Source organism: Virgibacillus salinus (assembly GCF_900102415.1).
GTDB classification, from domain to species: Bacteria; Bacillota; Bacilli; order Bacillales; family Amphibacillaceae; genus Lentibacillus; species Lentibacillus subterraneus.
Genome location: NZ_FNKD01000002.1, coordinates 480599 through 505421 on the forward strand (window position 1 = coordinate 480599; position 24823 = coordinate 505421).

Annotated in this window: 26 protein-coding genes; 22 read left to right on the forward strand and 4 right to left on the reverse strand. The window is 35.5% G+C overall.

The window, feature by feature from the left end; translation table 11 throughout:
• Positions 1-3: 3 nt before the first annotated feature.
• The 4 genes from BLS02_RS09240 to BLS02_RS09255 all read left to right on the forward strand — a co-directional run bounded on the left by BLS02_RS09240 (position 4) and on the right by BLS02_RS09255 (position 2531).
• Positions 4-783 carry a menaquinol-cytochrome c reductase cytochrome b/c subunit gene (locus tag BLS02_RS09240; protein ID WP_092492719.1) on the forward strand — a complete coding sequence of 260 codons (780 nt, stop codon included), beginning with the start codon at positions 4-6 and terminating at the stop codon, positions 781-783.
• A gap of 77 nt (positions 784-860) precedes the next feature.
• Positions 861-1439 (forward strand): lipoprotein heptaprenylglyceryl N-acetyltransferase LhaT, encoded by a 579-nt coding sequence (locus BLS02_RS09245; RefSeq protein ID WP_092492720.1) that lies wholly within the window; start codon positions 861-863, stop codon positions 1437-1439.
• A 65-nt stretch (positions 1440-1504) separates the two neighbouring features.
• Entirely contained in the window at positions 1505-1777 is a 273-nt protein-coding gene (locus tag BLS02_RS19500) for a sporulation protein YpjB (protein ID WP_439144714.1), read from the forward strand.
• Between the two features lie 67 nt (positions 1778-1844).
• A complete protein-coding gene (locus tag BLS02_RS09255; RefSeq protein WP_092492722.1) occupies positions 1845-2531 on the forward strand; it encodes a zinc metallopeptidase in 687 nt (228 codons plus the stop codon).
• A gap of 765 nt (positions 2532-3296) precedes the next feature.
• Here the strand turns inward: BLS02_RS09255 and BLS02_RS09260 are convergent.
• Entirely contained in the window at positions 3297-4169 is an 873-nt protein-coding gene (locus tag BLS02_RS09260) for a YitT family protein (RefSeq protein ID WP_092492723.1), read from the reverse strand.
• A gap of 179 nt (positions 4170-4348) precedes the next feature.
• Between BLS02_RS09260 and BLS02_RS09265 the strand changes: the two genes are divergently transcribed.
• The 15 genes from BLS02_RS09265 to nth all read left to right on the forward strand — a co-directional run bounded on the left by BLS02_RS09265 (position 4349) and on the right by nth (position 19309).
• A complete protein-coding gene (locus tag BLS02_RS09265; RefSeq protein WP_092492724.1) occupies positions 4349-4687 on the forward strand; it encodes a nucleotide pyrophosphohydrolase in 339 nt (112 codons plus the stop codon).
• Positions 4688-4730: 43 nt separating this feature from the next.
• Complete coding sequence (gene dapB / locus BLS02_RS09270) at positions 4731-5528, forward strand: 4-hydroxy-tetrahydrodipicolinate reductase (RefSeq protein ID WP_092492725.1); 798 nt, start codon at positions 4731-4733, stop codon at positions 5526-5528.
• A 10-nt stretch (positions 5529-5538) separates the two neighbouring features.
• Positions 5539-5961 (forward strand): methylglyoxal synthase, encoded by a 423-nt coding sequence (mgsA, locus tag BLS02_RS09275; RefSeq protein WP_092492726.1) that lies wholly within the window; start codon positions 5539-5541, stop codon positions 5959-5961.
• Positions 5958-7085, forward strand: coding sequence for an N-acetyl-alpha-D-glucosaminyl L-malate synthase BshA (gene bshA, locus BLS02_RS09280; RefSeq protein ID WP_092492727.1), 1128 nt, complete (start codon positions 5958-5960; stop codon positions 7083-7085). The genes mgsA and bshA overlap by 4 nt, the downstream gene beginning before the upstream one ends.
• A gap of 21 nt (positions 7086-7106) precedes the next feature.
• Positions 7107-8309, forward strand: coding sequence for a CCA tRNA nucleotidyltransferase (locus tag BLS02_RS09285; protein WP_254788746.1), 1203 nt, complete (start codon positions 7107-7109; stop codon positions 8307-8309).
• Positions 8285-9289 (forward strand): biotin--[acetyl-CoA-carboxylase] ligase, encoded by a 1005-nt coding sequence (locus BLS02_RS09290; RefSeq protein ID WP_092492729.1) that lies wholly within the window; start codon positions 8285-8287, stop codon positions 9287-9289. Before BLS02_RS09285 ends, BLS02_RS09290 begins: the two co-directional genes overlap by 25 nt.
• Positions 9279-10118, forward strand: a complete 840-nt coding sequence (gene panB / locus BLS02_RS09295; protein WP_092492730.1) for a 3-methyl-2-oxobutanoate hydroxymethyltransferase — start codon at positions 9279-9281, stop codon at positions 10116-10118. The genes BLS02_RS09290 and panB overlap by 11 nt, the downstream gene beginning before the upstream one ends.
• 1 nt (position 10119) lies before the next feature.
• The gene (panC, locus tag BLS02_RS09300) at positions 10120-10989 is read left to right on the forward strand and encodes a pantoate--beta-alanine ligase (protein ID WP_092492731.1); all 870 of its coding nucleotides are present in this window, start codon (positions 10120-10122) and stop codon (positions 10987-10989) included.
• 11 nt (positions 10990-11000) lie between these two features.
• On the forward strand, positions 11001-11384 hold the full coding sequence (gene panD / locus BLS02_RS09305) for an aspartate 1-decarboxylase (protein ID WP_092492732.1): 384 nt from the start codon (positions 11001-11003) through the stop codon (positions 11382-11384).
• A gap of 130 nt (positions 11385-11514) precedes the next feature.
• Positions 11515-14319 carry an ATP-dependent DNA helicase DinG gene (dinG, locus tag BLS02_RS09310; RefSeq protein ID WP_092492733.1) on the forward strand — a complete coding sequence of 935 codons (2805 nt, stop codon included), beginning with the start codon at positions 11515-11517 and terminating at the stop codon, positions 14317-14319.
• 437 nt (positions 14320-14756) lie between these two features.
• Positions 14757-15290, forward strand: coding sequence for a cell wall elongation regulator TseB-like domain-containing protein (locus BLS02_RS09315; RefSeq protein ID WP_092492734.1), 534 nt, complete (start codon positions 14757-14759; stop codon positions 15288-15290).
• A gap of 12 nt (positions 15291-15302) precedes the next feature.
• On the forward strand, positions 15303-16490 hold the full coding sequence (locus BLS02_RS09320) for a pyridoxal phosphate-dependent aminotransferase (RefSeq protein WP_092492735.1): 1188 nt from the start codon (positions 15303-15305) through the stop codon (positions 16488-16490).
• A gap of 14 nt (positions 16491-16504) precedes the next feature.
• On the forward strand, positions 16505-17797 hold the full coding sequence (gene asnS, locus BLS02_RS09325; RefSeq protein WP_092492736.1) for an asparagine--tRNA ligase: 1293 nt from the start codon (positions 16505-16507) through the stop codon (positions 17795-17797).
• Between the two features lie 149 nt (positions 17798-17946).
• Positions 17947-18639, forward strand: coding sequence for a DnaD domain-containing protein (locus tag BLS02_RS09330; protein ID WP_175559471.1), 693 nt, complete (start codon positions 17947-17949; stop codon positions 18637-18639).
• A gap of 1 nt (position 18640) precedes the next feature.
• Complete coding sequence (gene nth, locus BLS02_RS09335) at positions 18641-19309, forward strand: endonuclease III (protein WP_092492737.1); 669 nt, start codon at positions 18641-18643, stop codon at positions 19307-19309.
• Positions 19310-19361: 52 nt separating this feature from the next.
• On the opposite strand, the gene BLS02_RS09340 is transcribed toward nth, so the two are convergent.
• Both BLS02_RS09340 and recU read right to left on the reverse strand, forming a co-directional pair.
• On the reverse strand, positions 19362-22100 hold the full coding sequence (locus BLS02_RS09340) for a PBP1A family penicillin-binding protein (RefSeq protein ID WP_092492738.1): 2739 nt from the start codon (positions 22098-22100) through the stop codon (positions 19362-19364).
• An 18-nt stretch (positions 22101-22118) separates the two neighbouring features.
• Positions 22119-22733 carry a Holliday junction resolvase RecU gene (gene recU, locus BLS02_RS09345; protein WP_092492739.1) on the reverse strand — a complete coding sequence of 205 codons (615 nt, stop codon included), beginning with the start codon at positions 22731-22733 and terminating at the stop codon, positions 22119-22121.
• A 107-nt stretch (positions 22734-22840) separates the two neighbouring features.
• Here recU and BLS02_RS09350 point away from each other — a divergent pair, with 107 nt between their 5' ends.
• Entirely contained in the window at positions 22841-23788 is a 948-nt protein-coding gene (locus BLS02_RS09350) for a DUF2515 family protein (protein WP_092492740.1), read from the forward strand.
• Positions 23789-23824: 36 nt separating this feature from the next.
• On the opposite strand, the gene BLS02_RS19105 is transcribed toward BLS02_RS09350, so the two are convergent.
• Positions 23825-23929: a spore protein gene (locus BLS02_RS19105; RefSeq protein ID WP_217633946.1), complete on the reverse strand. Its 105-nt coding sequence runs from the start codon at positions 23927-23929 to the stop codon at positions 23825-23827.
• A gap of 151 nt (positions 23930-24080) precedes the next feature.
• On the opposite strand from BLS02_RS19105, the gene BLS02_RS09355 reads away from it, so the two are divergent.
• Both BLS02_RS09355 and BLS02_RS09360 read left to right on the forward strand, forming a co-directional pair.
• The gene (locus BLS02_RS09355) at positions 24081-24341 is read left to right on the forward strand and encodes a hypothetical protein (RefSeq protein ID WP_092492741.1); all 261 of its coding nucleotides are present in this window, start codon (positions 24081-24083) and stop codon (positions 24339-24341) included.
• Positions 24342-24414: 73 nt separating this feature from the next.
• Positions 24415-24771 (forward strand): DUF1798 family protein, encoded by a 357-nt coding sequence (locus BLS02_RS09360; protein ID WP_092492742.1) that lies wholly within the window; start codon positions 24415-24417, stop codon positions 24769-24771.
• The last annotated feature ends 52 nt before the right edge of the window (positions 24772-24823 follow it).

A 24823-nucleotide genomic window follows, 5' to 3' on the forward strand; every position in this document is an offset into this window, starting at 1 on the left:
GCTGTGCATAAGGGTAAAGGAATGAAATTCGTCGGTGATTCGCGGATTTCGGCCGAACGTAAACCAAACATACCAAAAGATTATTCTGAATATCCCGGAAGAACTGAAGCATTTTGGCCCAATTTCTTATTAAAAGAGTGGTTGGCAGGTTCTGTATTTTTAGTTGGTTTTATGAGCTTAACACTTGCGCATCCATCTCCGCTTGAAGGAATGGCTGATCCAACCAATGCAGGTTATATACCTTTGCCAGACTGGTACTTTCTATTCTTATATGAACTTTTAAAATATGACTTTGCTAGTGGGCCATTTATTCTACTGGGTATCCTGGTAATTCCTGGACTAGCATTTGGTGGGTTGTTATTGGCACCATTCTTAGATAAAGGGCCTGGCAGACGACCACACCAACGCCCAATTGCTGTTGGAATGATGTTATTAGGATTAGCTTCTGTCATATGGCTAACTTATGAATCAGCCTCACATGTTGATTGGGCACAGAGAGCTGAAGCAAATAAACCTATACCTCCATCAGAAGAAGTTGAAATTGATAAACAAGACCCAGGCTATGCAATTTATGAAAGTAACTGTATGACTTGCCATGGCGGTGATTTATCTGGTGGAGCAGCAGCACCACCTTTAATTGGTATTGACCGCTCTGCTGAGGAAATTGCAAAAATTGCTCGTGAAGGGATAGGCACAATGCCAGCAGATCAATTTAAAGGTTCAGATGAAGAGTTAAAGAAATTAACTGATTTTATTGTTTCTGTAAATGAACAAGCAAATTAACTAAAAACACCTTTGCCAAACGACTGGTGAAGGTGTTTTTTCTGTAAGCAGGATCATGCAAAGAAGGGATTCATTATATGTTAAAATATATACTTTTGGATAAGCGCTTTTTATTAGGTTTATTAATCGTAAACTTAATAGGTACTATTTATGGCTATTACTGGTATCGTTCTCAGCTTTCCATAACTCCAGATATTTTTTTAGTATTTGTTCCGGACAGCCCAACGGCAAGTTTATTCTTCACTATATTTTTACTTCTTTTTTTATTCAATAGAAATACGCCTTACATAGAAGCTCTGGCAATTATCACACTTTTTAAGTACGGTATTTGGGCAGTTGCAATGAATTTATTCACGCTCTACGTCGACGGTTCGTTAAGCTGGCAAGGTTACATGCTGATGGCATCACATGGTGGAATGGCAATTCAAGGTTTATTATATGCTCCATTTTACGCCATAAAAGTACGCCATATAATGTTTGGTGCATTATGGACATTACATAATGATGTGATTGACTATGTATTTGACATGATGCCGATGTATTCCTCCGTAACAATGTATATGGAAGAAATAGGGTACTTTACTTTTTGGTTAAGCATTTTGTCTATTTTCATAGCCTATAAGTTAACAATCAAACCCAAAAATTCATTATCGTAACCTGTTATATTAAACTATAGCCGCACATACATTAGTGGGAGAAGATGTTATGTGAGGTGAACTCTATGAAAAGTAGTCCTTTAGATAAATATACAATTTCCACGGTCATAGGGGTTTGCATTTACTTTCAACTGACTAAAACAATAAGTTACGCAAAGCAAATAATCCCTGTTAAGAATCAAATTATTTTGTCATCTAATAATAATGCAGAAATGATTCCCTTTTACTGGATGTTGACAATTGTTGGTGGGTGTATAGCTGTTACATTAACTTATGTAAGTTGGAGAAAATATAAAGGTGAGAAAAAGAAACAAAGCGAAAGAGATTCAAACAGTTGACTATCTACCCTTTTTTGACTAAAATTGACCATAAGGTACTATATACTATAATGATGGAGGAATGAACATGTTAGGTGGCCTTGGTGGATATATAATATATATAGCATTGTTAATGATAATACCAATTTGGGCTCAGTCAAAGGTTAAAAAAACGTACAAAAAATATTCGAAAAAAGCGACTTCATCACAAATGACTGGTGCCGAAGTTGCACGTAAAATTTTAAATGATAACGGAATATTTGATGTGAATATAGAGGTAACAAAAGGTGTTTTATCCGATCATTACGATCCTAGTAAAAAAGTGTTAAGACTTTCAAAAGATATATATTACGGACAATCAATGGCATCATCTGCAATTGCCGCTCACGAAGTTGGTCACGCGATACAGGATGCACAAGATTATGCATTCTTGCGTTTTAGGCATGCATTGGTCCCTGCAGCAAGCATGGGTTCTAAAATGTCATTCTTTCTGATATTTGCTGGGATTATCTTCACAATGCCGAACATGCTGCTATTTGGAATCATTTTCATGTCTGCTGCAGTGTTATTCCAATTAGTTACATTGCCAGTTGAATTTGATGCTTCAAATAGAGCAATGGGGCAATTAGTTTCAACCGGAGTTATCCGAAATAATGAAGAACGTGAAACGAAAAAAGTTCTAAATGCTGCAGCATTAACATATGTAGCCGCTGCAATGGTGGCTCTGGCTGAACTTATCAGGTTTGTTCTAATTTATGCTGCAAGCAGTGAATAAATTTAAATTATGTGGTCCAGTTCGTTTCAAACAATAAGAATATTAGAGCAAATTGAGCATTGAATTGCAGAGCAATTCAATGCTCTTTTTAGTGTGCAACAGTAATTATTAATCTTGCTGGCTTTTCTATCGAGTCACTGAATTTGTCTAGCAAATAGGGGAACAAACCATTTTTTGACATCTTTCGATTTAAACCTGCTGAAAACTGAAAAAATCACGTTGAAGACTGAATAAACACGAATGAATATTGAATACACCTGGATGGAAATTGATTAATCGTTCAAGGGGCTAACTAAGAACTGAATAATTACTGGGAAGACTGAACAGGAGTCTTCCATAGCTTTATAGCCAGCGACCTCCACAGCAGCCAGTGCATCGCTTCACAACTATAATCGTTTCTCAGCATAAAAAAGTGGCATATTTTAAAAAATGTCTCTTTTTGTAAATATTTTGCCCGTTAACCACCCAGTTGATATAAACTGCGACATAACGTGGAAAAAATTTAAGTGCTATGACACCGCATACACTTCGTTTTCCACGGGCGGCTGGCAACCTCCTCGTGCTGCGCCCACGGCTAAGAAGACACTGTGAAAGTGAGTATATTCCAGCTGCGTGGTCATGGATCCGCATTAAATACTACAAGACCGGTTACCCTTAGTCTGTGTCGCAGTTTATATTCTTTGTGTAAATAAACTTTTAGGAAGCATCCTAAAAATTAATTCTGCCACTTTTTTACTTTGGCATTCGATAATAATAATAGAAACATTAGTCTTCAATTGGATTTTTATTTTCATCTAATGTAAATCCTTCACCAACTACATCATGAACAGAGCTCACTGCTACAAAGGCATGGGGATCTATTGCATTTATAATATTCTTTAACCGCACGATTTCATTCCTTCCGACTATACAATAAAGAACATCACGATTTTCACCGGTAAAGCTTCCTTTTCCAGATAATACCGTTACACCACGATCCATTTCTTTATTAATCTTTGTGGCAATATCTTTACTATGACTGGAAATTATTGTTGCGCCACGTGCTGAATAAGCACCTTCCTGGATAAAATCGATTACTCGAGCTGCAATATATACAGCTACTAATGTGTACATGCCCTCAACCAATTCAAGAATGGTGAAGACGGATGTGGTAATAACAATAAAGTCGAAAAGAAACATTGTTTTCCCCATACTCCAGCCTGCATATTTATGGACTAACCTAGCGATGATATCCACACCGCCTGTTGTACCTCCATAACGGAAGATAATACCTAATCCGACACCGATGAAGACTCCTGCAAAAAGTGCAGCAAGTGTCATATCTGACTGCAGGTATGTTGGAAAAGGGTTGATTTGAAAAATATACAAAAATACGGATACAGCAAATGTACCAATTATCGTATACAAAAATGTGTTGCGTCCTAGAAATTTCCATCCTATGAAAAAGACAGGAATGTTAAGAACAATATTTGTAATAGCTGGATCCCATTCCCATAAAAAATAAAGGAGTAATGTAATACCAGTAAATCCGCCTTCTCCTAAGTTGTTTTGCATATTAAAGTGAACAATTCCAAATGAGAAAATGGCAGAACCCAGTAGAATAAATATAATATTTTTTATTTTTAGACTGAAAACCATCCACATAACCTCCAATCCTTTTATACGTAACATTCTCTTAAATGACACTTTTATTATTATAGACAATTTACCAGCTAAGAACAATCAAATAAGAAACACTTATCAGATTAATAATTTGTCAAATCAGGGCCTTTTAGCTAACATGAAAGGAGATTAAACAAGTTAGAGGAGTATTTTGTATGACAGAAAACGGTAAATCATATAGCACTGATGAAATTCAAGAAAGAGTCGATGCATATATTTCACAGTTCAAGGAAGGCTATTTTTCTCCATTAAGTCTTATGGCTAGATTAACTGAGGAATTAGGAGAAATGGCACGAGAGGTAAATCATTACTATGGTGAAAAGCCTAAAAAATCATCTGAGACACGGAAGAATATTGATGAAGAACTTGGTGATATAATATTCGTTCTCACTTGTTTTGCAAATTCACTCGACATAGATATGTCGGAAGCCTTTGAATTATCTATAAACAAAATAGAAACAAGGGATAAAGATCGTTGGACACACAAAGGTTAATTAACTAACAAACACTAGTAGACATAACAGGAGGCATATAAACATGAGTATTAAAGTAATTATTGCCGGACCAAGAGGCAAAATGGGGTCTGAGGCTGTTAATATGGTAAACAATGAGGAATCATTTGAATTGGTTGCATGTCTTGACCGAAAAAATCATGGCAAAAAAGTAAAAGACATTGATAACCTTCCAGATCTGTACGTACCAATTTTTGAGGATCCCGAAGTATGTTTTCAGGAAGTGGCTGCAGACGTTTTAATTGATTTAACGGCACCGGATGCAGGGTTCTTACATACAAAACTAGCATTACAATACAATATTCGACCAGTAGTTGGAACATCAGGATTTTCAGCTGAACAAATAAAGACCTTGTCTGATTTATCAGGTACAAATAATATTGGTTGTATCATTGCACCTAACTTTGCTGTTGGTGCTGTACTGATGATGCAATTTGCTAAGACAGCCGCGAAATATTTACCAGATGTAGAGATAATCGAGAAACACCATGATCAGAAACTAGACGCTCCATCAGGTTCGGCTGTTAAAACCGCAGACATGATTAAGGAAACAAGAGAGAGTAAGCAACAAGGACATCCCGACGAACGTGAAATAATGAATGGTGCTAGAGGAGCAGAGACAGATGGGATTAGAATCCATAGTGTACGGCTGCCAGGGCTTGTTGCCCATCAAGAAGTGATTTATGGTGGTCCTGGTCAAACATTAACAATTAAACATGATTCCTATAACCGTCAATCTTTCATGGATGGGGTGAAATTATCTGTTAATGAAGTAATTAATTTAAATAAACTAGTCTATGGATTAGAAAAAATACTTGAGTAGGGGGGATACAATGAATATCGCATTAGTTGCACACGATAAAAAGAAACAAGATATTATCAACTTTAGTATTGCATATAAACATGTCTTACAGAATCATAACTTATTTGCGACTGGAACTACTGGAACAAGAATAACTGAAGAGACTGGACTTGATATTCACCGGTTCCAGTCGGGTCCAATTGGAGGGGATCAGCAGATAGGTGCAAAGATTGCAAACAACGAGATGGATGTTGTTATTTTTTTCAGAGATCCATTAACAGCCCAGCCACACGAGCCAGACGTTAGCGCATTAATGCGTCTTTGTGATGTTCATTTAATTCCCCTTGCTACTAATTTAGCTGCAGCCGAAATTGTGATACGAGCATTAGGAAGAGGTGACTTCGAGTGGCGTGAAATTGTCAAGCAAAATAGAAGTGAGGATATTGACAAATGAAAAAGATTGGAATAACTTGCTACCCGACAGTAGGTGGGTCAGGAATTATTGCTACCGAACTTGGCATGTTAATGGCAAAACAAGGAGATCAGATTCATTTTATAACATCCAGTCTACCGTTCCGATTGAATAGGGTACATCCCAATATCTATTACCATGAGGTTGAACTAAATCACTATCCAGTTTTTCAATATCCTCCATTTGATCTTGCTCTAGCAAATAAGATGGCTGAAGTGATTGATCAGGAAAAATTGGATATTCTTCACGTGCACTATGCAATGCCTCATGCCATATGTGCAATTCTGGCGAAAGATATTGCAAAGCATGATGTAAAAATTGTAACAACATTACATGGTACGGACATAACTGTTTTAGGGATTGATCATTCCCTCAAAAAAATGATCAGACATGGCATTGAGAAGTCTGATGCCGTTACAGCCGTATCAAATAGTTTGGTGAAACAAACTAAAGATATAATTGGTGTGGATAAGAATATCAATGTTATATATAATTTTGTTAACGAAGAAGAATATTTTAAAAACGAACCTCCTGGAATTAAGCAACAATATGGTATCGGACCCGATGAAAAAGTAATTATTCATATATCAAATTTCCGTAAAGTAAAAAGGGTAGAAGATGTAATTTATACATTCCACAAAATACAAAAAAATATTAAATCAAAATTAATTCTGGTCGGAGATGGACCTGAATATTCTGAGGCATATCATCTAGTTGGGAAATTAGGACTCACAAATCAAGTTCTTTTTCTAGGAAAACAAAAGAAAGTTAGTGACTTATTGTCTATTTCTGATTTGAAGTTGCTCATGTCAGAAAAGGAAAGTTTTGGTCTTGTTTTATTAGAAGCGATGTCCTGTGAGGTGCCGTGTATTGGAACAAATGTAGGTGGAATACCTGAGGTAATCGATCATAATAAAACTGGCTACATAATTGAGTTAGGTGATATTGATAAAGCTGCGGAATACTCAATACATTTACTTGAAGATGAAACACTTTTAGACCGTTTTTCCAAAGATGCATTAGCACATGCCAAAAATCATTTTTATTCGCATGATATTGTTCAGCAGTATACAGATTTATATGATGATATAATTAATAAATTTTAAACAGAAATAATGGTGATTACAGTGTTATTTACCAAACCATTTATTGAGGCAATAGAGGTACTAAATCAGATTGAAAGTCATGCTTACGATGCATATTTTGTTGGTGGGTGTGTAAGGGATCTATTACTCAAACGCGAAATAGGTGATATTGATATAGCAACTTCTGCACCTCCAAGTGTAATCCAGCAGATTTTTAATAAGGTCATTCCAGTCGGATTGGAGCATGGCACTGTAATTGTGCGTCATAGACATCAGTCATACGAAGTCACTACTTTCCGCGTTGAAGGAAGCTATTCGGACCAAAGACATCCTGACACGGTTGAATTTATTCAAACGATTGATCAGGATCTAAAACGCCGTGATTTTACAATTAATGCACTCGCTATGGATAAACAAGGCAACGTTATTGATTTGTTCGATGGGAGAAGCGATATTGAAAACAAAATAATTCAGACAGTTGGTAATGGTTATGATCGATTTATGGAAGATCCTTTACGTATCATACGCGCGCTACGATTTTCCAGTCAACTGGGTTTTTCCATCAGCCCCAATACTATAAATGATATGAAGTTAGTTAAAAGTGAAATCGAAAACATTGCTGTTGAGCGAATAAATAATGAAATGACTAAATTATTTGCTGGGGATTATATTGAAATTGGTCTTAACTATTTAACAGATACAGAGGTGTATCAACATTTACCAATCATGAATGACCACCCAAATATCATCGAACTTCTTCCGAAGAACATGCAAGCTATACGATCATTTGGAGGAGTTATTGCACTTTTTCATTTTTTAGCTCCGACAATAAGTATAAAGAAATGGGTTAATGAATGGAAATGCTCAAATAATGTTAAAAATGAAGCCCTAATTTTGAATGATGCTTTATTGCATTATAAAAATTGCGGGTTGGATCGCTTATTGGTATATTGTTTACCAAGAAATTATTACCAGGTTTTTTCAGAATTAGTAAATATGCTCTTTAATCAAATTATATTAATAGATGAAATGGAGCAAATAGACAATAGGCTACCGATAAAGTCAAAAAAAGACCTGGCAATTACCGGTGATGATGTACGCGAATTGTTCCCTCAATTAAAGAGCGGACCATGGATTCGAAATACATTAGCAGCAGTTGAACATGAAGTTTTATCAGGGAAGTTAAAGAATAATAAAATGGATTTAAAGGATTGGATAAAATGGAATCCACACGTAATAGATTAATCGAATTATTAGAAACCAGCGACAAACAGTTTGTATCTGGACAGCTATTATCCGAAAAACTAAAGATATCCCGAAGTGCCATCTGGAAACATATGAAAGAGCTTGAAAAAGATGGGTACCATGTAGAAGGAGTCTCTAGAAAAGGATATCGGATTGTAAAATTCCCGGATAAAGTGAGTGAAAACACAATTCAATGGGGCTTAAGAACCGACTGGCTTGGGAAAAAGATAATTCACAAGACATCAACAACAACAACCCAGCAGATTGCCCACCAAGTTGCACAAGACAATGCTGAACATGGTACAATTATCATAGCAGATGAACAAACGAAGGGAAAAGGAAGAATGAATCGCCAATGGCAATCCACAAAAGGGAAAGGAATTTGGATGAGTATCATCCTTAGACCAGATTTTCTTCCTGTAATGGCACCACAATTAACCCTTTTATCTGCAACTGTACTTGCCGATGTACTTGCAGAGCATACTGCATTAACACCAAAGATTAAATGGCCAAATGATATATTAATCAACGATAAAAAAACAGCAGGCATTTTAACGGAAATGCAGGCAGAACAAGATCAAATCCAATATGTCGTAATTGGGATAGGAATAAATGTTAATCAAATAACAGAAGATTTCGATAAGGATATACAAGATAAAGCAACTTCTCTTCAAATACAAACCGGAAATCAATGGAATATAAAAGATTTTATCCAGCATGTCCTTCAATCATTTGAAAATTCATATGACTCTTTCATGCAGAATGGGTTTCCTGATGTAAAATATAAATGGGAAAGCTATGGTTATCGAATTGGCGAGTACATCAAAATAAAGACGTTACATAAAGAATGGAAAGCTAAATTTCTAGGAATAGCTGAAGATGGAGCCTTACTAACAAAAACAGATAACGATGAAATCAAAAAAATATATTCAGGGGAAATCGAATGGTTTATGAGAGGAGAAGACAATAATGCTCAGTAGACTGGATTTGCAAAAAATGAAACGGGAAGATGAACAGATAACGATGATTACTGCATATGACTATCCTTCTGCAAAGCTTGCTGAAGAAGCTGGAATTGATATGATCCTGGTCGGTGATTCGTTAGGAATGGTTATGTTAGGATACGATTCCACAGTGAAAGTCACAGTACAAGACATGATTCATCATGCAAAAGCGGTAAAGCGTGGAGCTAAAAATACATTTATTGTAGTTGATATGCCGTTTATGTCTTATCATGTTTCATTAGAAGCATCTTTACTAAATGCGCAGCAAATCTTTCAAGAAACAGACGCACAGGCTGTCAAAGTTGAAGGAGCATCAGAAGAAGTTCTATTACTCGTACAACGTCTAACAGATGCTGGTATCCCAGTTGTTGCACATTTAGGTCTAACACCTCAATCCGTAAATGTATTAGGTGGCTATAAAGTACAAGGAAAGGATAAAAATACTGGTGCAAAATTGCTTAATGATGCAAAGCAATTAGTTGCCCATGGTGCTATTTCCTTAGTATTGGAGTGTGTGCCAAAAGAGCTTGCTGAAATTGTAACAAATTCAGTTTCAATACCTACAATCGGAATTGGTGCTGGTGTGGAATGCGATGGACAGGTTCTCGTCTATCACGATATTTTAAAGTATGGAGTGGATCGTTTACCGAAATTCGTAAAACCATATGCCGATTTTAATAAAGTCGGTAAACAAGCTATCGAGTCTTATATATCAAATGTTAAGGACAGAACATTTCCATTAGATGAACATTCATTTAAGATTAAAAATAAAGATTTATTACCAAACAATTCAGAAGGTAGATAATATGAAAATAATACGTTCAACAACTGTAATGCAGGAAAAAATGATCAAAATATCCAAATCTGAAAGCATAGGATTTGTTCCAACCATGGGATATTTTCATGAAGGACATTTAGCATTAATGAAGCAGGCAGCGGAAGATAATGATGTTGTCGTTACAAGTATTTTTGTGAACCCTTTGCAATTTGGGCCAAATGAAGATTATGAGCAATATCCTCGTGATGAGGAACAAGATATCCGGCTTGCAGAACAAGCAGGAGTAGATATATTGTTTATTCCAAGTGTTAAGGATATGTACCCAACCAAAATGAACATAACCTTATCGGTTGAAGAGAGAGCGAATGTTCTATGTGGGCGATCACGTCCAGGCCATTTTGAAGGAGTCATAACTGTCTTAACCAAGTTATTTAATATAATACGTCCGAATAAAACATATTTTGGTTTGAAGGATGCTCAGCAAGTGGCAGTTGTCGACGCGCTTATAAATGATTTGAATTTTCCTATTCAACTTATTGCATTACCAACTATCCGTGAGCATGATGGATTGGCAAAGAGCAGTAGAAACGTGAATTTAGCCAATGACGAAAGAAGTCAGGCAGTTTGGCTCACGAAAGCATTAGAGCATGGTCACCAACTAGTGGTTGACGGAGAGCAAAATCCTGCTATTATTGTAAAAGAGGTAATTGATGTAATAAACAGAGAAACCTCTGGTACTGTCGATTATGTCGAGATGCTGAGTTATCCAGAGTTGCAATCAGTCTCCACCATTAAAAATAATGTTGTTTTAGCAGTTGCAGTACAATTTAAACGCGCAAGATTGATTGACAATATTATTTTTAATGAAAATGGAAAGCTGATAAGGCAATTTTACTAGGGGGCAGTTACATGTTTCGCACTATGATGAAAGCAAAAATACATCGCGCACGAGTAACGGAAGCAAATTTAAATTATGTAGGCAGTATTACAATAGATCAGGATCTATTGGATCAAGTTGATATGCTGCCTCATGAAAAAGTTCAAATTGTGAACAACAACAATGGTGCACGGCTTGAAACATATGTAATACCCGGAGCAAGAGGGTCAGGTACTATTTGTCTAAATGGTGCTGCAGCACGACTTGTTCAACCAAATGACATTGTTATAATTGTTTCGTATGCACTTATTTCGAATGATGAATTAGCATCATATAAACCAAAAGTTGCCATTATGAATAACAGTAACGAGATTGAGCAACTTATTGAACAAGAACCACCGCTGACCGAGATGTAATATTTTTGGTTATCAGGTAGAACTCTTATCAGTTTATATGATAAGAGTTTTTTTTACTTATACGGAAACGATAATAAGAAATGTCGATGTACAATTTAAAGCTAAGTATACATGAGAGATAGGTGGAAGTATGGATAAAAAATTTGTTGTGATTGACCTGGAAACAACAGGTCATTTTCCGGCAGAACAAGATAAAATTATCGAGGTAGGAATCGTTGTTATTCAAAATAATGAGATTACTGACGAATTTTCCACCTTCTTTAATCCGAATATGCCAATTCCATCTTTTATTACAAATTTGACTGGTATAACTGACCATGATGTACAAGATGCCCCAATGTTTGAAGAAAAAGCTCAAGAAATTATTAATTTATTTGATAATAGCTATTTAATTGCGCATAATGTTCCATTTGACTTAGGATTCTTAAATGAGGAGCTTGCATCAAATGGTTATAGGCAACTAAATAACCCGGTAATCGATACGGTTGAGCTTTCCCGTATGTTATATCCCAAGGCTCCCAGTTATAAGTTGGGACAATTGGCAGAGCATCTCCAAATTATGCATAATGATCCACATCGAGCTTTGTCAGATGCATATGTTACAGCGAAATTGTTTTTAAAGTTAAAGCAGAAGATAAATACATTACCTTATGAAACAGTTTCGCATTTATTAAAGCTGGAAAAGAAGCTGAAGTCAGACATATATACCATGCTCTACGAACAACAGCAAGAACTCGCTTTTTCAGTTTATGAAGGTGATAATATTGATACGTATAGAGGGTTGGCCTTTAAGTCAACAGAAGAAACGAAACCGGTTAAAAAAGATATCGACACAGCTTTTGGAAATTTTCTTGATGAAATTTATGAAAATGACGGTACTATGCAACAACAAATGCTAAATTATGAAAAAAGAGAAGGGCAACGTGAAATGTCTGAGACTGTCTATGATGCTTTTCGAATGAAGAATCATGCCTTAATTGAAGCGGAGACCGGAACGGGTAAAACGTTAGCCTATTTAATACCTGCAATTTATGAGGCGGTATCGGAAAAAAAGAGAATTATCATTAGTACATATACAACTCAGCTACAATCCCAGTTGATGGACGAAGAGATTCCGTTAATTCATAATTTGGTACCATTTCCATTTAAAATAGCTTTACTTAAAGGAAAACAACATTATATTAGCCTGGAAAAATTTGAACGTGCATTATCTTCTGAACAAGCGGATAATTATGATATTACACTGACAAAAGCAATGATACTTGTTTGGCTGACAGAAACAATTACAGGAGATATCGATGAAATCCAGTTACCTTCAAGTGGTTACTTATTTTATAGAAAAGTATCAACTGATACAGAAGGTTCAATCGATCCAACAAATCCTTGGTTTTCCAGATCTTATTATCAAAAAGCGCGTAAAAAAGCACAGCAGGCAGATATTTTGATAACGAACCATGCATTATTATGTACCGATATGTTTAATGATTATCAATTATTACCATCCTATGACAAGGCAATTATTGATGAAGCGCATCATTTGGAAGAAACAGCTTCAAAACATTATGGTTTAAAGCTTGATTATGTCCATGTACAGTATACGTTAACGCAAATAGGGGATACAAAAGATGGGAATTGGCTAGGCAAGCTACTGACAAACTACCCTATTAACGATGAAAACTTTTCAGTGGATGAATGGGAAAACTTCTATAACAAAGCTAAATATGAAGTTGATGATTTATTCCGTATGCTTTTTCAGTATGTTATCGAACAAAAACAGAAGGAAAAGTCATTAAGTGATATCGGAAGAATCCAGTATCGCTTTGATGAAGTCGAAAAAAATTCAGCACAATGGAACGTCATCATAGAAATGTCAACACGTTTGACATTCTATCTTAGAGATCTCATTCATTTACTTTCACAATTAAAGCAATCTCTATTAAAAGAAAAAGATATTGATAAAAATCATTTGGAAGAACTAACCAGAATTATGGAAGCAATTCAAACGATTATTGATTCCCTTGAGCAGTTGTTTCTAACGGATGAGGGGATTGCAAATGTTAAATGGATGGAAATCGAGGCTTATGGAGCAAAAAACGCTGTATACCTTTACAGTGAACCAACAGATATGTCTGCTTTGCTTTCAGAGGATTTCTTCAATCAAAAACAAAGTATTATTCTTACAAGTGCTACATTGACAATGAAGAATTCATTTTCATTTATTATGAACAGGCTAGGATTGGAATCTGATCATACGCTGACAACTAAAATTAATTCTCCATTCTCTTATGAGAATCAAGTACAGTTAATGATCCCAAATGACTTTCCTGATATCAAACATGGTAATTTAGATGATTTTATTTATTCAACTTGTGAGGCCATTTTATCGTTAGCACAAATAACAAACGGAAGAATGCTCGTATTATTTACTTCCTACGACATGCTAAGGAAATCATATAATTTATTAAGGGAAACAATTGATATTAATAAATATATGCTAATTGCTCAAGGTATTTCAAGCGGTAGCAGATCCCGATTAAAAAAGAATTTTCAAACGTTTGATGAGTCAATTTTGTTAGGAACCAGTTCCTTTTGGGAAGGTGTCGACATACCGGGCGATGATTTATCATGCCTAATGATTGTGCGTCTTCCATTTCAGCCGCCTAATCATCCGGTATACGAAGCGAAATCAAATCATTTTAAAAAAGAAGGTAAAAATGCTTTTTTTGAATTAGCACTACCTAATGCTGTTATTCGTTTTAAACAAGGTTTTGGCAGATTAATACGCTCGTCTAATGATCGGGGTATTGTTTTTGTCTGTGATGCACGTATTATTAAGGCTCGTTACGGAAAATATTTTACGGAGTCAATTCCTTCTGTCCCAACCACTTACGAATCCACCCAGGCATTAATGGACAAAGCCATGGATTGGTTCTAGCCATGAGTTAGATGAAGAAGGCCTGACGTGCAATATTTACATCATTATTCAACCTTAGAAAATTTGGATTATTACCAAGCCATAATGGAGAAATCCTTAGTTGCATTTATAGCAAAAAAAATATACTGATGCACCAAGTGATACATCAGTATGATATGGTATGATATGGGATAGGAGATTTTGTTGAAATAAATAAAAATAAAACAATTTTACACGAATGCTTGTTATACTATATTGTAATTCATCCTATTTATTCAACGTTACCTATAGTTTTCGCAAATACGAAGAACACTATGAGTAGTAAAATTTGATAAAACAAGCAGTATTTATTATTGGAGGGAAAACGATGGATAATAAATTAGAGGTATCAAAAAAAAGTTGTTCTTCAAGTAATTATAAAATAGTTAGTTACATTGTTTCACCATTTGTTGAGGCCAATGAAGAATAAGCGTTATTCGTGGTTTAACTTACCTGATTGGCTTAAGTGGGTTTTTGCTGTAATATTACTTGTATTGATTGCTTGTTTTATTTATGGTTTTAATTTATATAATGCTATACAACAGGATAAAACAGCATCTTTTGAATATGTAAAAAATAAAGTGGTGGAAGAAACAGAATTAGAAACCATTGACAAAGTAAAAAGATTTCATGGTGAAAAAGCTTATTATATAATTTATGGGGAAACAAATAACAATAAACAGAAAATTATTTACTATCCTTTTAGCAAAAATAATGAAGATATAACCATAGTAGACAAATCTGAAATTATTTCAGAAGAATCTATACGAAAAGGATGGAATGAATCTTGCAGAAACTGTAAACTTTATGATATTACTCCAGCATTAGTTGGTGATAAGCCTTCGTGGGAGGTTACGTTTACAGATGAATCAAATCGATACGTTATTGATTATTTATCCATTTATGATCGAACACGTATTGAGCAATTTCGTTTTAAACATATGTTCAAATAGAAAGGTGATTTCATGGATTTAGCAAACAGAGTAAAAACATTAACACCATCATCAACATTAGCAATTACTGCAAAAGCAAAAGAACTTAAAAGTCAAGGTCATGATGTTATTGGACTTGGAGCGGGCGAACCAGACTTCAATACGCCAGAATATATTATTAAGGCTGCTGAATCTGCAATGAAGAACGGTTTCACTAAATATACACCTTCTGGAGGTATTCTAAACCTTAGAGAAGCGATTGTGAGCAAGTTTAATCAAGATAATGACTTAGAATACTCAACAGACCAAATAATTGTTACAACAGGCGCAAAACATGCTTTATACACATTGTTTCAAGTGTTATTGAATGAAAACGATGAAGTCATTGTTCCGGCACCTTACTGGGTAAGTTATCCAGAGCAAATTAAATTAGCTGGCGGAAAACCAATTGTTGTTGATGCAGATGAAAAAAATAATTTCAAACTGACTCCAGAACAACTAGAAGCAGCAATAACATCTAAAACTAAAGCATTTATTATAAATTCTCCAAGTAATCCTACTGGAATGATGTATGATAAAGAAGAACTGCAAAAGCTAGGGGAAATATGTTTAGAACACAATATCATAATTGTGTCGGATGAAATTTATGAAAAATTAATCTATACAAGTGATAAACATGTTTCAATTGCTGCACTATCCGAACAGTTGAAAGAACAAACAATAGTTGTCAACGGCGTATCGAAATCACATGCCATGACAGGTTGGAGAATAGGATATGCTGCTGGACCAAAGGAAATAATTAAGGCAATGACAAATCTGGCATCTCATTCGACTTCAAACCCAACATCAATTGCACAGTATGCCGCGTTAGCAGCGTATGATACAAAAGAAGATCCAAATGCGGAAATGCGGAAAACCTTCAAAGAACGTCTCGAATTATCATTAGAATTATTGAATGATATTCCAGGTATCTCCTGTATTAGACCAAAAGGTGCATTTTATCTGTTTCCAAATGTAATTGAAGCAGTTAAAAGCAATGGATTTGAATCTGTTGATGAATGGGTTACCGCCCTACTTGAAGAGGAAAAAGTTGCTTTGGTACCTGGATCAGGTTTCGGAGCACCAAATAATGTACGTTTATCTTATGCAACATCAATTGATTTATTAGAAGAGGCTGCAAAGCGAATCAAACGTTTTGTACTTAACCATCAATCAAAGTAATGGAGGTAATTTTCTTGAAAACAACTATTTCGCAAGTACCAAAATATGAAGGACAAGCAGTAACTATTGGAGCATGGCTTTCAAACAAACGATCCAGTGGTAAAATTGCTTTTCTGCAACTTAGAGATGGAACTGGTTTCATGCAAGCCGTAGTTGCCAAAAATGATGTTGCAGAAGATATCTTTCAACTTGCCAAGAATATGACACAGGAATCATCAATGTACATAACAGGTAATATTGTGGAAGATAAAAGAAGCCCATTTGGGTATGAGATGCAAGTTAGTGACATTAAATTGATTCAAGAAGCTGTTGATTATCCAATAACTCCAAAAGAGCATGGGACAGAATTTTTGATGGATCATCGTCATTTGTGGCTACGCTCAAAACGGCAACATTCTGTTATGAAAATACGAAATGAAATTATACGTGCCACATACCAATTTTTTAATGAAAATGGATATGTAAAGATTGATCCGCCAATTTTAACGGGGGCTTCAGCAGAAGGTACTACAGAGTTGTTCCATACACAATATTTTGATGAAGAGGCTTACTTATCGCAAAGTGGTCAATTATATTTGGAAGCTGCAGCAATGGCACTGGGAAAAGTATTCTCATTTGGACCAACATTCCGTGCAGAGAAATCTAAAACAAGAAGACACTTAATTGAATTCTGGATGATTGAACCAGAGATGGCGTTCATGGATCATGACGAAAGCTTGGAAGTACAAGAACAGTATGTGAGCTTCGTTGTTCAATCAGTACTTATGAATTGCAAACTTGAGTTGGATACACTTGAAAGGGATACATCTAAACTTGAAAAAATTAAAGCACCCTTCCCAAGAATCAGTTATGATGATGCTGTAGAGATGCTGAAGGAAAAAGGTTTCGATGATGTTGAATGGGGTGTTGATTTTGGTGCGCCTCATGAGACGGCAATCGCTGAAAGTTTCGATAAACCAGTTTTCATTACAAATTATCCAGCTGAAATAAAAGCATTTTATATGAAGCCTGACCCAGAACGGTCGGATGTTGTTCTATGTGCTGATTTAATTGCTCCAGAAGGTTATGGAGAAATTATTGGCGGTTCTCAGCGTATTGATGATTTGGAATTGATGAAACAGCGTTATGAAGAACATGATTTAACCGGTCCTGCTTACAAATGGTATCTAGAACTACGTCAATATGGTAGCGTGCCACACTCAGGATTTGGATTAGGTCTTGAAAGAACAGTTGCTTGGCTGTCTGGTGTAGAACATGTGAGAGAGACTATTCCATTCCCTAGATTATTAAACCGATTGTATCCTTAATAAACTTGACAAACTATTCTAGCTATCCACAGAGCCTAAGTTTTGTACGCTAATAAATTGTAAAATCCCTTGCAGACGGATGGCAAGGGATTTTATAATCTTGATAAAATTAAATTCATGCTATACTGGGAAATGAGGTGTTACACATAATGAAGAAATCCATTTCATTTCAGGATATAATAACAAATCAACTGCAAATACCAATAAAATTACTTGATGACTATACATCATTGGGTCTAGATGAAAAAGAAATCATGGTTATTTTACAAATACTTCGTTTTATGCATGACAAGAATGAGTTTCCTACCCCTAATGATCTGACATCACATTTAACTTTTGATGAAAAGGAATGTGCAAATATTTTACGAAAGCTTATCCAAAAAAACCTTTTATCAATAGAACAATTGAAAAATGAGCAGAACCAACTAAGCGAAGTATACAGTTTAAACCCACTGTGGGAAAAATTGTTTACAAAGGAAGAAGAGAAAGTAAACACACAAGAAGATGGCACTATCTTTATATTATTCGAACAGGAATTTGGTAGACCATTATCTCCGTTTGAAATTGAAATGATAAATACCTGGTTGGATGCTGATGAACTTAAACCGGCTTTAATTAAAGCTGCATTACGGGAGTCAGTACTAATGGCCAAATTAAATTTTAAATATATCGATCGAATTCTTCGTGACTGGCAGAAAAAGGGAATTCATACTGTAGAACAAGCTCGCGAAGCAAGTAAATCCTTTCACCAAAACCAAGCACAAACACAAAAACAAACTGATACTAGTAAGAAACGAGATACATCTTTTTATTATAATTGGCTTGATGGGGAGGACAACTAAAATGCTAAATAAAAATCAAGTGAATTTCTGTTTAGATGTGATGAAGGAAATGTATCCACAAGCTGAGTGTGAACTACGCCATTCTAACCCGTTTGAATTAGTGATAGCTGTATTATTATCTGCACAATGTACTGATGTTTTAGTAAACAAAGTAACAGAACCTTTGTTTCAGAAATATAAGACACCAGAAGATTATTTAGCTGTCTCATTGGAAGAATTGCAGAAGGATATAAAATCAATTGGTTTATATAGAAATAAGGCAAAAAATATTCGAAAGCTATGTCAAATGCTGATTGATAATTATGGTGGAGAAGTGCCTAAAACCAAAACTGAATTAATGAAGCTTGCGGGAGTAGGACGAAAAACTGCAAATGTAGTAGCTTCAGTTGCATTTAGAGAACCAGCGATAGCTGTAGATACACATGTAGAGCGCGTTGCTAAAAGGCTGGCGATCTGTCGATGGAAGGATTCGGTATTGGAAGTTGAACAAACGTTAATGAAGAAGGTCCCAAAAGATGAGTGGGCTGACACACATCATCGAATGATATTTTTTGGCAGGTATCACTGTAAGGCTAGAAATCCGCAATGTCCGGAATGTCCGCTGCTGGAACCTTGCAGGGAAGGGCAGAAACGGATGAAAAAGGCTGAAGCGATTGAACAACAAACATAATAGGGACATAAAAGAGGCAACCTTCATTGAAGAAGGTTGCCTCTTTGACTAATTAGTTATTTTGTTCATCGTCGGTACTGCCGTCATTACCGGTGCCACCAGCGCTATCTTCCGGTTCGTCCGATCCACCTTCATCACCTTCGACAGTAGCTTGAGTACTGCTGGAATCACCTCTGACACCCTGATTAGCCCCATTTTGACCAATTGGTGTAACGGTAATGGTATAAGACCCAGAGGGGGCATCTTCGATTACAATACCCATGGATTCAACCGTTTGCCTATTAACTTCACTGCCATCTTGTGTGACAACGACTTCAAAACGTACAGGCGGTCCATCGTATCCCCAAGATACATCAACAGTCGAGCTAGACACTGAAGCATTCAGATTACTAACTGACGGTATATTACCTTCACCATCTTCTTTCTCTTCTTCCTCTTCCTCAGGAACTTTAACTGATGTTGTTTTCGGTTCACTTGAGTTAGCTTCTGTTTCATTACTAACAGCTACAACCTGTATTTCATACTCTGAACCAGGTTCGACATTTGAAATTTCAATTGATGTTTCTTCAGTTGAAGACAGTCCTTGCATTTCTCCACCATCAACACTTGCACTCACTTTAAATGAAACATCCTCATCTGAATTATACTTCCATTCAGCCTGTATAGTACTGGATTCTTTATCAAAAGTAGCTTTCAGCCCTTCTACAGGATCCAGTTGATCATATTTTTCAGATGTTTTAGTCGGTTCATTGCCTTTAACAAATAGCTCTGTAACAATTTCCGAATCTGGTGTGAAGTCACTCGGAAGTTTAGCAGGTCTAGATCCTTCTTCAACAGCAACTTCTACGACAGAATCTGGTTTTGTAAAGTCTGGTGTATCCTTATCTTTTGATAACTCTGTCATTGCATTTTTAAATAATGCATGCGGTATTTTTGTGTCTGAAATACCAATATTATTATTATTGTAACCAGTCCAAATGGAGATAGTGTAATTCGTGCTATATCCACTAAACCAAGAATCTGGAGGTCCTTCAACATCATCGCGGTTAGTTGTTCCGGTTTTTCCTGCTACATGCAATCCTGGCACATTGGCTAATTTACCAGTACCTTCTGTGACAACATTTTTCAACATATCTGTAATCATATAAGCAGTATAATCAGACATCGCCGGTTCAGGCTCTGGCTTTAAATCAACAGTTTTTCCTGTGTCTGGAAACTCTACTTTTGTGACAGCATAAGGATCATTGTAGATACCTTCATTCGCAAAAGCTCGATACGCTCCAGCTAATTTCGTAGGATTCGTACCTGAAGAGCCACCAATGGAATCAGTTAATTGTATTTCGTCATTTTCAAATTTAATACCTAAACCTTTTGCGAATTCTTTTGCTTTGCCCCGGCCAACTTCTTCAAATGTTTTAGCAGCAGGGACATTCAATGATTGCTCTAATGCGAACCTCATTGATACCCAATCGTAATAATGACCGTTGTTAACCCAGGTATTTATTTGATCTTCTGTACCAGCTATATCAAACGGTCCATCATCATTTATTTGATGATATGTTGACCATTGTTTGTTTTCGATTGCTGGACCATAGTCAATTATCGGTTTGAATGTTGACCCGGGCTGACGGCTAATACCAGTTGCGTAATTTAAACCATCGTTCTCTACACCACCGCGTGCACCACCGATTGCTCGGATAGCCCCAGTCTTTGTATCCAGGACAGTCATACCTGCTTGCAGTCTGACCTTATCACCCTCAGGATTAGCTGGGTCTGTAACAGGTTCTGGATAATTAATCGGATTATCCTCACTGTCTGATAATAAAAATTCAACATATTCTTGTGCATCTGTATCAATAGTTGTATGAATTTTCAAGCCATCTGTATAAATATCTGCGCCATCCACTTTTTCTTCAACTTCATCGCGTACTTTTTGCAGGAACGCTTGATATGGAGTAGTGTCTGGCTGATCGCCAGCTAATAGCGAAGGGATATCAACTTCACTCGCCTTATCAGCTTCTTTCTGCGATATTTTCCCATGCTGAACCATAAGACTTAAAACAGTATTCATACGTTTTTTCATTAATTCAGGATTTTTGTATGGGTTATATGCTGATGGTCTTTGCGGTAATCCAGCTAATATTGCAGCTTCTGGCAAATTAAGCTTGCTTAAGTCAGTTTTACCAAAATATAATTCAGCTGCTTTGGCAACGCCATAAGCACCATTACCATAATAAATTTTGTTTAAATACATCTCTAAAATTTGTTCTTTTGAATATTCTTGTTCCAGTTTTAATGCTAACCATTGTTCCTGAACTTTAATGCTAACTTTCTTTTCAGGTGATAAAAAAGATTTCTCAACTACTTGTTGGGTAATTGTACTGGCACCTTCAGAACCAAATCCATTTGTTACATTAGCTATTATAGCTCCACCGATGCGCCATATATCAATTCCTGGGTGTTCATAGAATCTTGAATCTTCTGTCGCAATAACGGAATCCTCTAAAACATCGGGTATTTCATTATACTCAATTTTCGTGCGTTGTTCTGCGCCTAAATCGGCAAAAAGTTCTCCATCTTTATCATATATTTTTGATGAAAACGGGATGGATAATTTAGACGCATCAATTTCGGGTGCCGTGGCAATATAATACGTAAATAGTGCACCTACACCAATACCGATAGCTAGAATTGCAATACCGGTTATTAATAATATCTTTTTCCATAATGGTTTCTTTTTTGATTGTTTTTGTTTTCTTCTTGCTGTACGAGATTGGCCTTTTTCTGCCATAGCTCATCTTCCTCCAATCTAAAAATAAAGCTTATCTATAACTTCTAAATAGTTAACTCTTGCTTGATAGTGAAATGGAATTACATACCCTTCTTCTTTGATGGTTTCATATGGTATTGATTTTTTCCCACCATTAAACTGCTTATCCCAGAGTGGAATGAAGGATTCAGCAGGCATATAATATGTTTCATTATATACTGCGAAGCGAATTATTAAAAAGCTAACGCCTCCGTGATCAATAATTGATTTCATATGCATTATTTGGTGTTCATGTATGTTCGCAAGTGGAAATCGTGTTTTATTTTTTGTTTCCTTGGCCTCAAAATCAATATACTTGTGTTTATATATACCATTATAATCAGTTGTAGATGCTTGTTTAAAATAACCTTCAGTTATGACAGCAGCACTGCGTTTGGGATAATGTACATTTACTATTTGTACAGGTGTTGGTTTTTTATGAATAATTGCCTTATCTCTATCAAGATAAAAGGTATTAGTCGCATTTATATCATCCTCCAGCGTCATCCCACGGTTACTAAAACCATACTTAGGATCTGACGATTGTTGTTTTACGTTATTCTTTTTTCCGTTTGGATAATTCATTATTTTCCCCCTTGCATATTTAAATATCATACCAAAAATACTACAAGTTGATAACTACTAAAAAATTTGGCATTCATTAAAGGGAATATTATGAGTGTATTTTGCTATCTAAGGAGACTTCTGAAAGAGGTGCTATTATGAATCCCAAACTAAGAAATAATGATTATCTCTATTATATTATAAATAAGACAAATCAGCATAACACCGATAACATTTCCCGAACAAAAGCATATCAAAACTTTTATATGGAGTTTAAAGAGATAAAATGGGCATTCATTGCAAGTATGGTATCCCGGAATGCTGGTTGGAATATGACAGATTTATTTTTATCCCCATTTCAAGAAATTCTTTCAGGTGACCAAAACAAGCAATTGTTTATGACCTATGAACGGGCAAACTGGCTAATTTTTTCTGATGCATACCCACAGTTGCTAGTTTATAAACTTTCGATTCAATTAAACAGATCAATGTTCCATCTATTACCAAATCTCCATGTATCACAGTTTATGGTTCAAGAATGGAATAACTATTGGAAAAATAATGATAAAGAAAGGCTTATGATTGCCTTAATAGTCAATGAACAGAATGTAATTCAAAAACCTGTCATTCAACAGTCTTATTTTAAGTATCATATTTTTCTACGCCTGCCATACCTCTTACAAGATTTTTTATTTATGAATGCTATTATTTTACCAACAAGAAAAAACGTTTTATATGGTACATTCGTACATGATTTCACAAATCTTTCAAAACGTATAGATTTAGGAAAGCGTATATCTTCAATCATGTTTAAACCATTGATTTATGATCGGTTGCTTGAATATGCCCAGTCAATTGAACATACAGGTTCTCGCTGGGATTATGAACAATTTCTTGGAAAACAGTTCGAAAAAGGACCTTTATTACGTACTGTATATCCAGTAATCACTCATCAAGATATTATTCGTTCGGATTGGTATAAAAGAGGGGGGATAAAGAAAAAATGGATGGAAAGCTCAAAGGACGATTTGAATTCAGATGTCAGCCAGTCATTCTACAAAAGAAGAGAATTACTTTATGCCTATTATCACTTAAGAAATATTTAGAAAAGGATTTGTATGATACAAACCCTTTTCTAAATATTATGTTGAAGGACGATTTGGACCATCCAACTTTTTATCTCCTGTATGATTTCTTTTCTTTTGTCGGCGATTTTCTGCTTTTTGTTGGGATTTCTTTTTCACCATAATGACACCTCCTTTCCATTTAGTTTGTCTATTTATCAGCGAAACTACACTTGTTTTGCCATATTTCTTCTAGTTTTGTCGAAGGGGAAGGGATGTCTATCTTTTCCTCGAAAAAGTAATTAATACTTTTATAAAAAGGGTGGTTATAATAATGGCAATTATAAAGGATATGAATCAGAAGGTTCATGGAATAGATAAAAGGAAATTTAGAAATTCAATCGGCGATTTAGCTGATCAATTGAGACTCATTGAACAAAAAATTACGATGGGAACTGATAACAGTATAGACATTAATTACAAGGAACAGCAAAAAGAAATTAATCGCGTGTATTCATCTGTCCAAAATATCACGAAAAGCGATAACCTTCTAATGTCCGATTACGCTCCGAAAGCTAAAAAAAGATTATCCTAATATGTGCTTATTTGAATTAGTAATGATAAAATGTACCTGTTAGAAAAATATATTTAAAAGGCAGGACAGTTTTATGGTATTGGAATTACAAACAAAGCAATTTAAAGAACATGTAGATAAATTAAGAGTAAGATATGAACAAAATAACCCACCAGAGAATAAAAAAGATAAACAATTTTTTCTTATGGTAAAAGAATATACAGCACCTATATATGTATTGTTAGAGGAATGGGAAAAGAATACACTTCAAGTTGTTAAGGATCGTAAAGTTAATATCCATCCTCAGCAGGTTACCTCTACAAGGGAAAATATGGAGTTATTATTAATGCATAGCTTCTATATCGATGCAAAGAGAAAAAGATACATGGAATTAAATCATTCAGTACTCTATGTCTTGGATCAATTATTGAGAGAGCTTAACAATATGTAAAAACTTTACAAGATTAGCTTTTTCTATTATAATTACCTTCCATTTAGTGTGA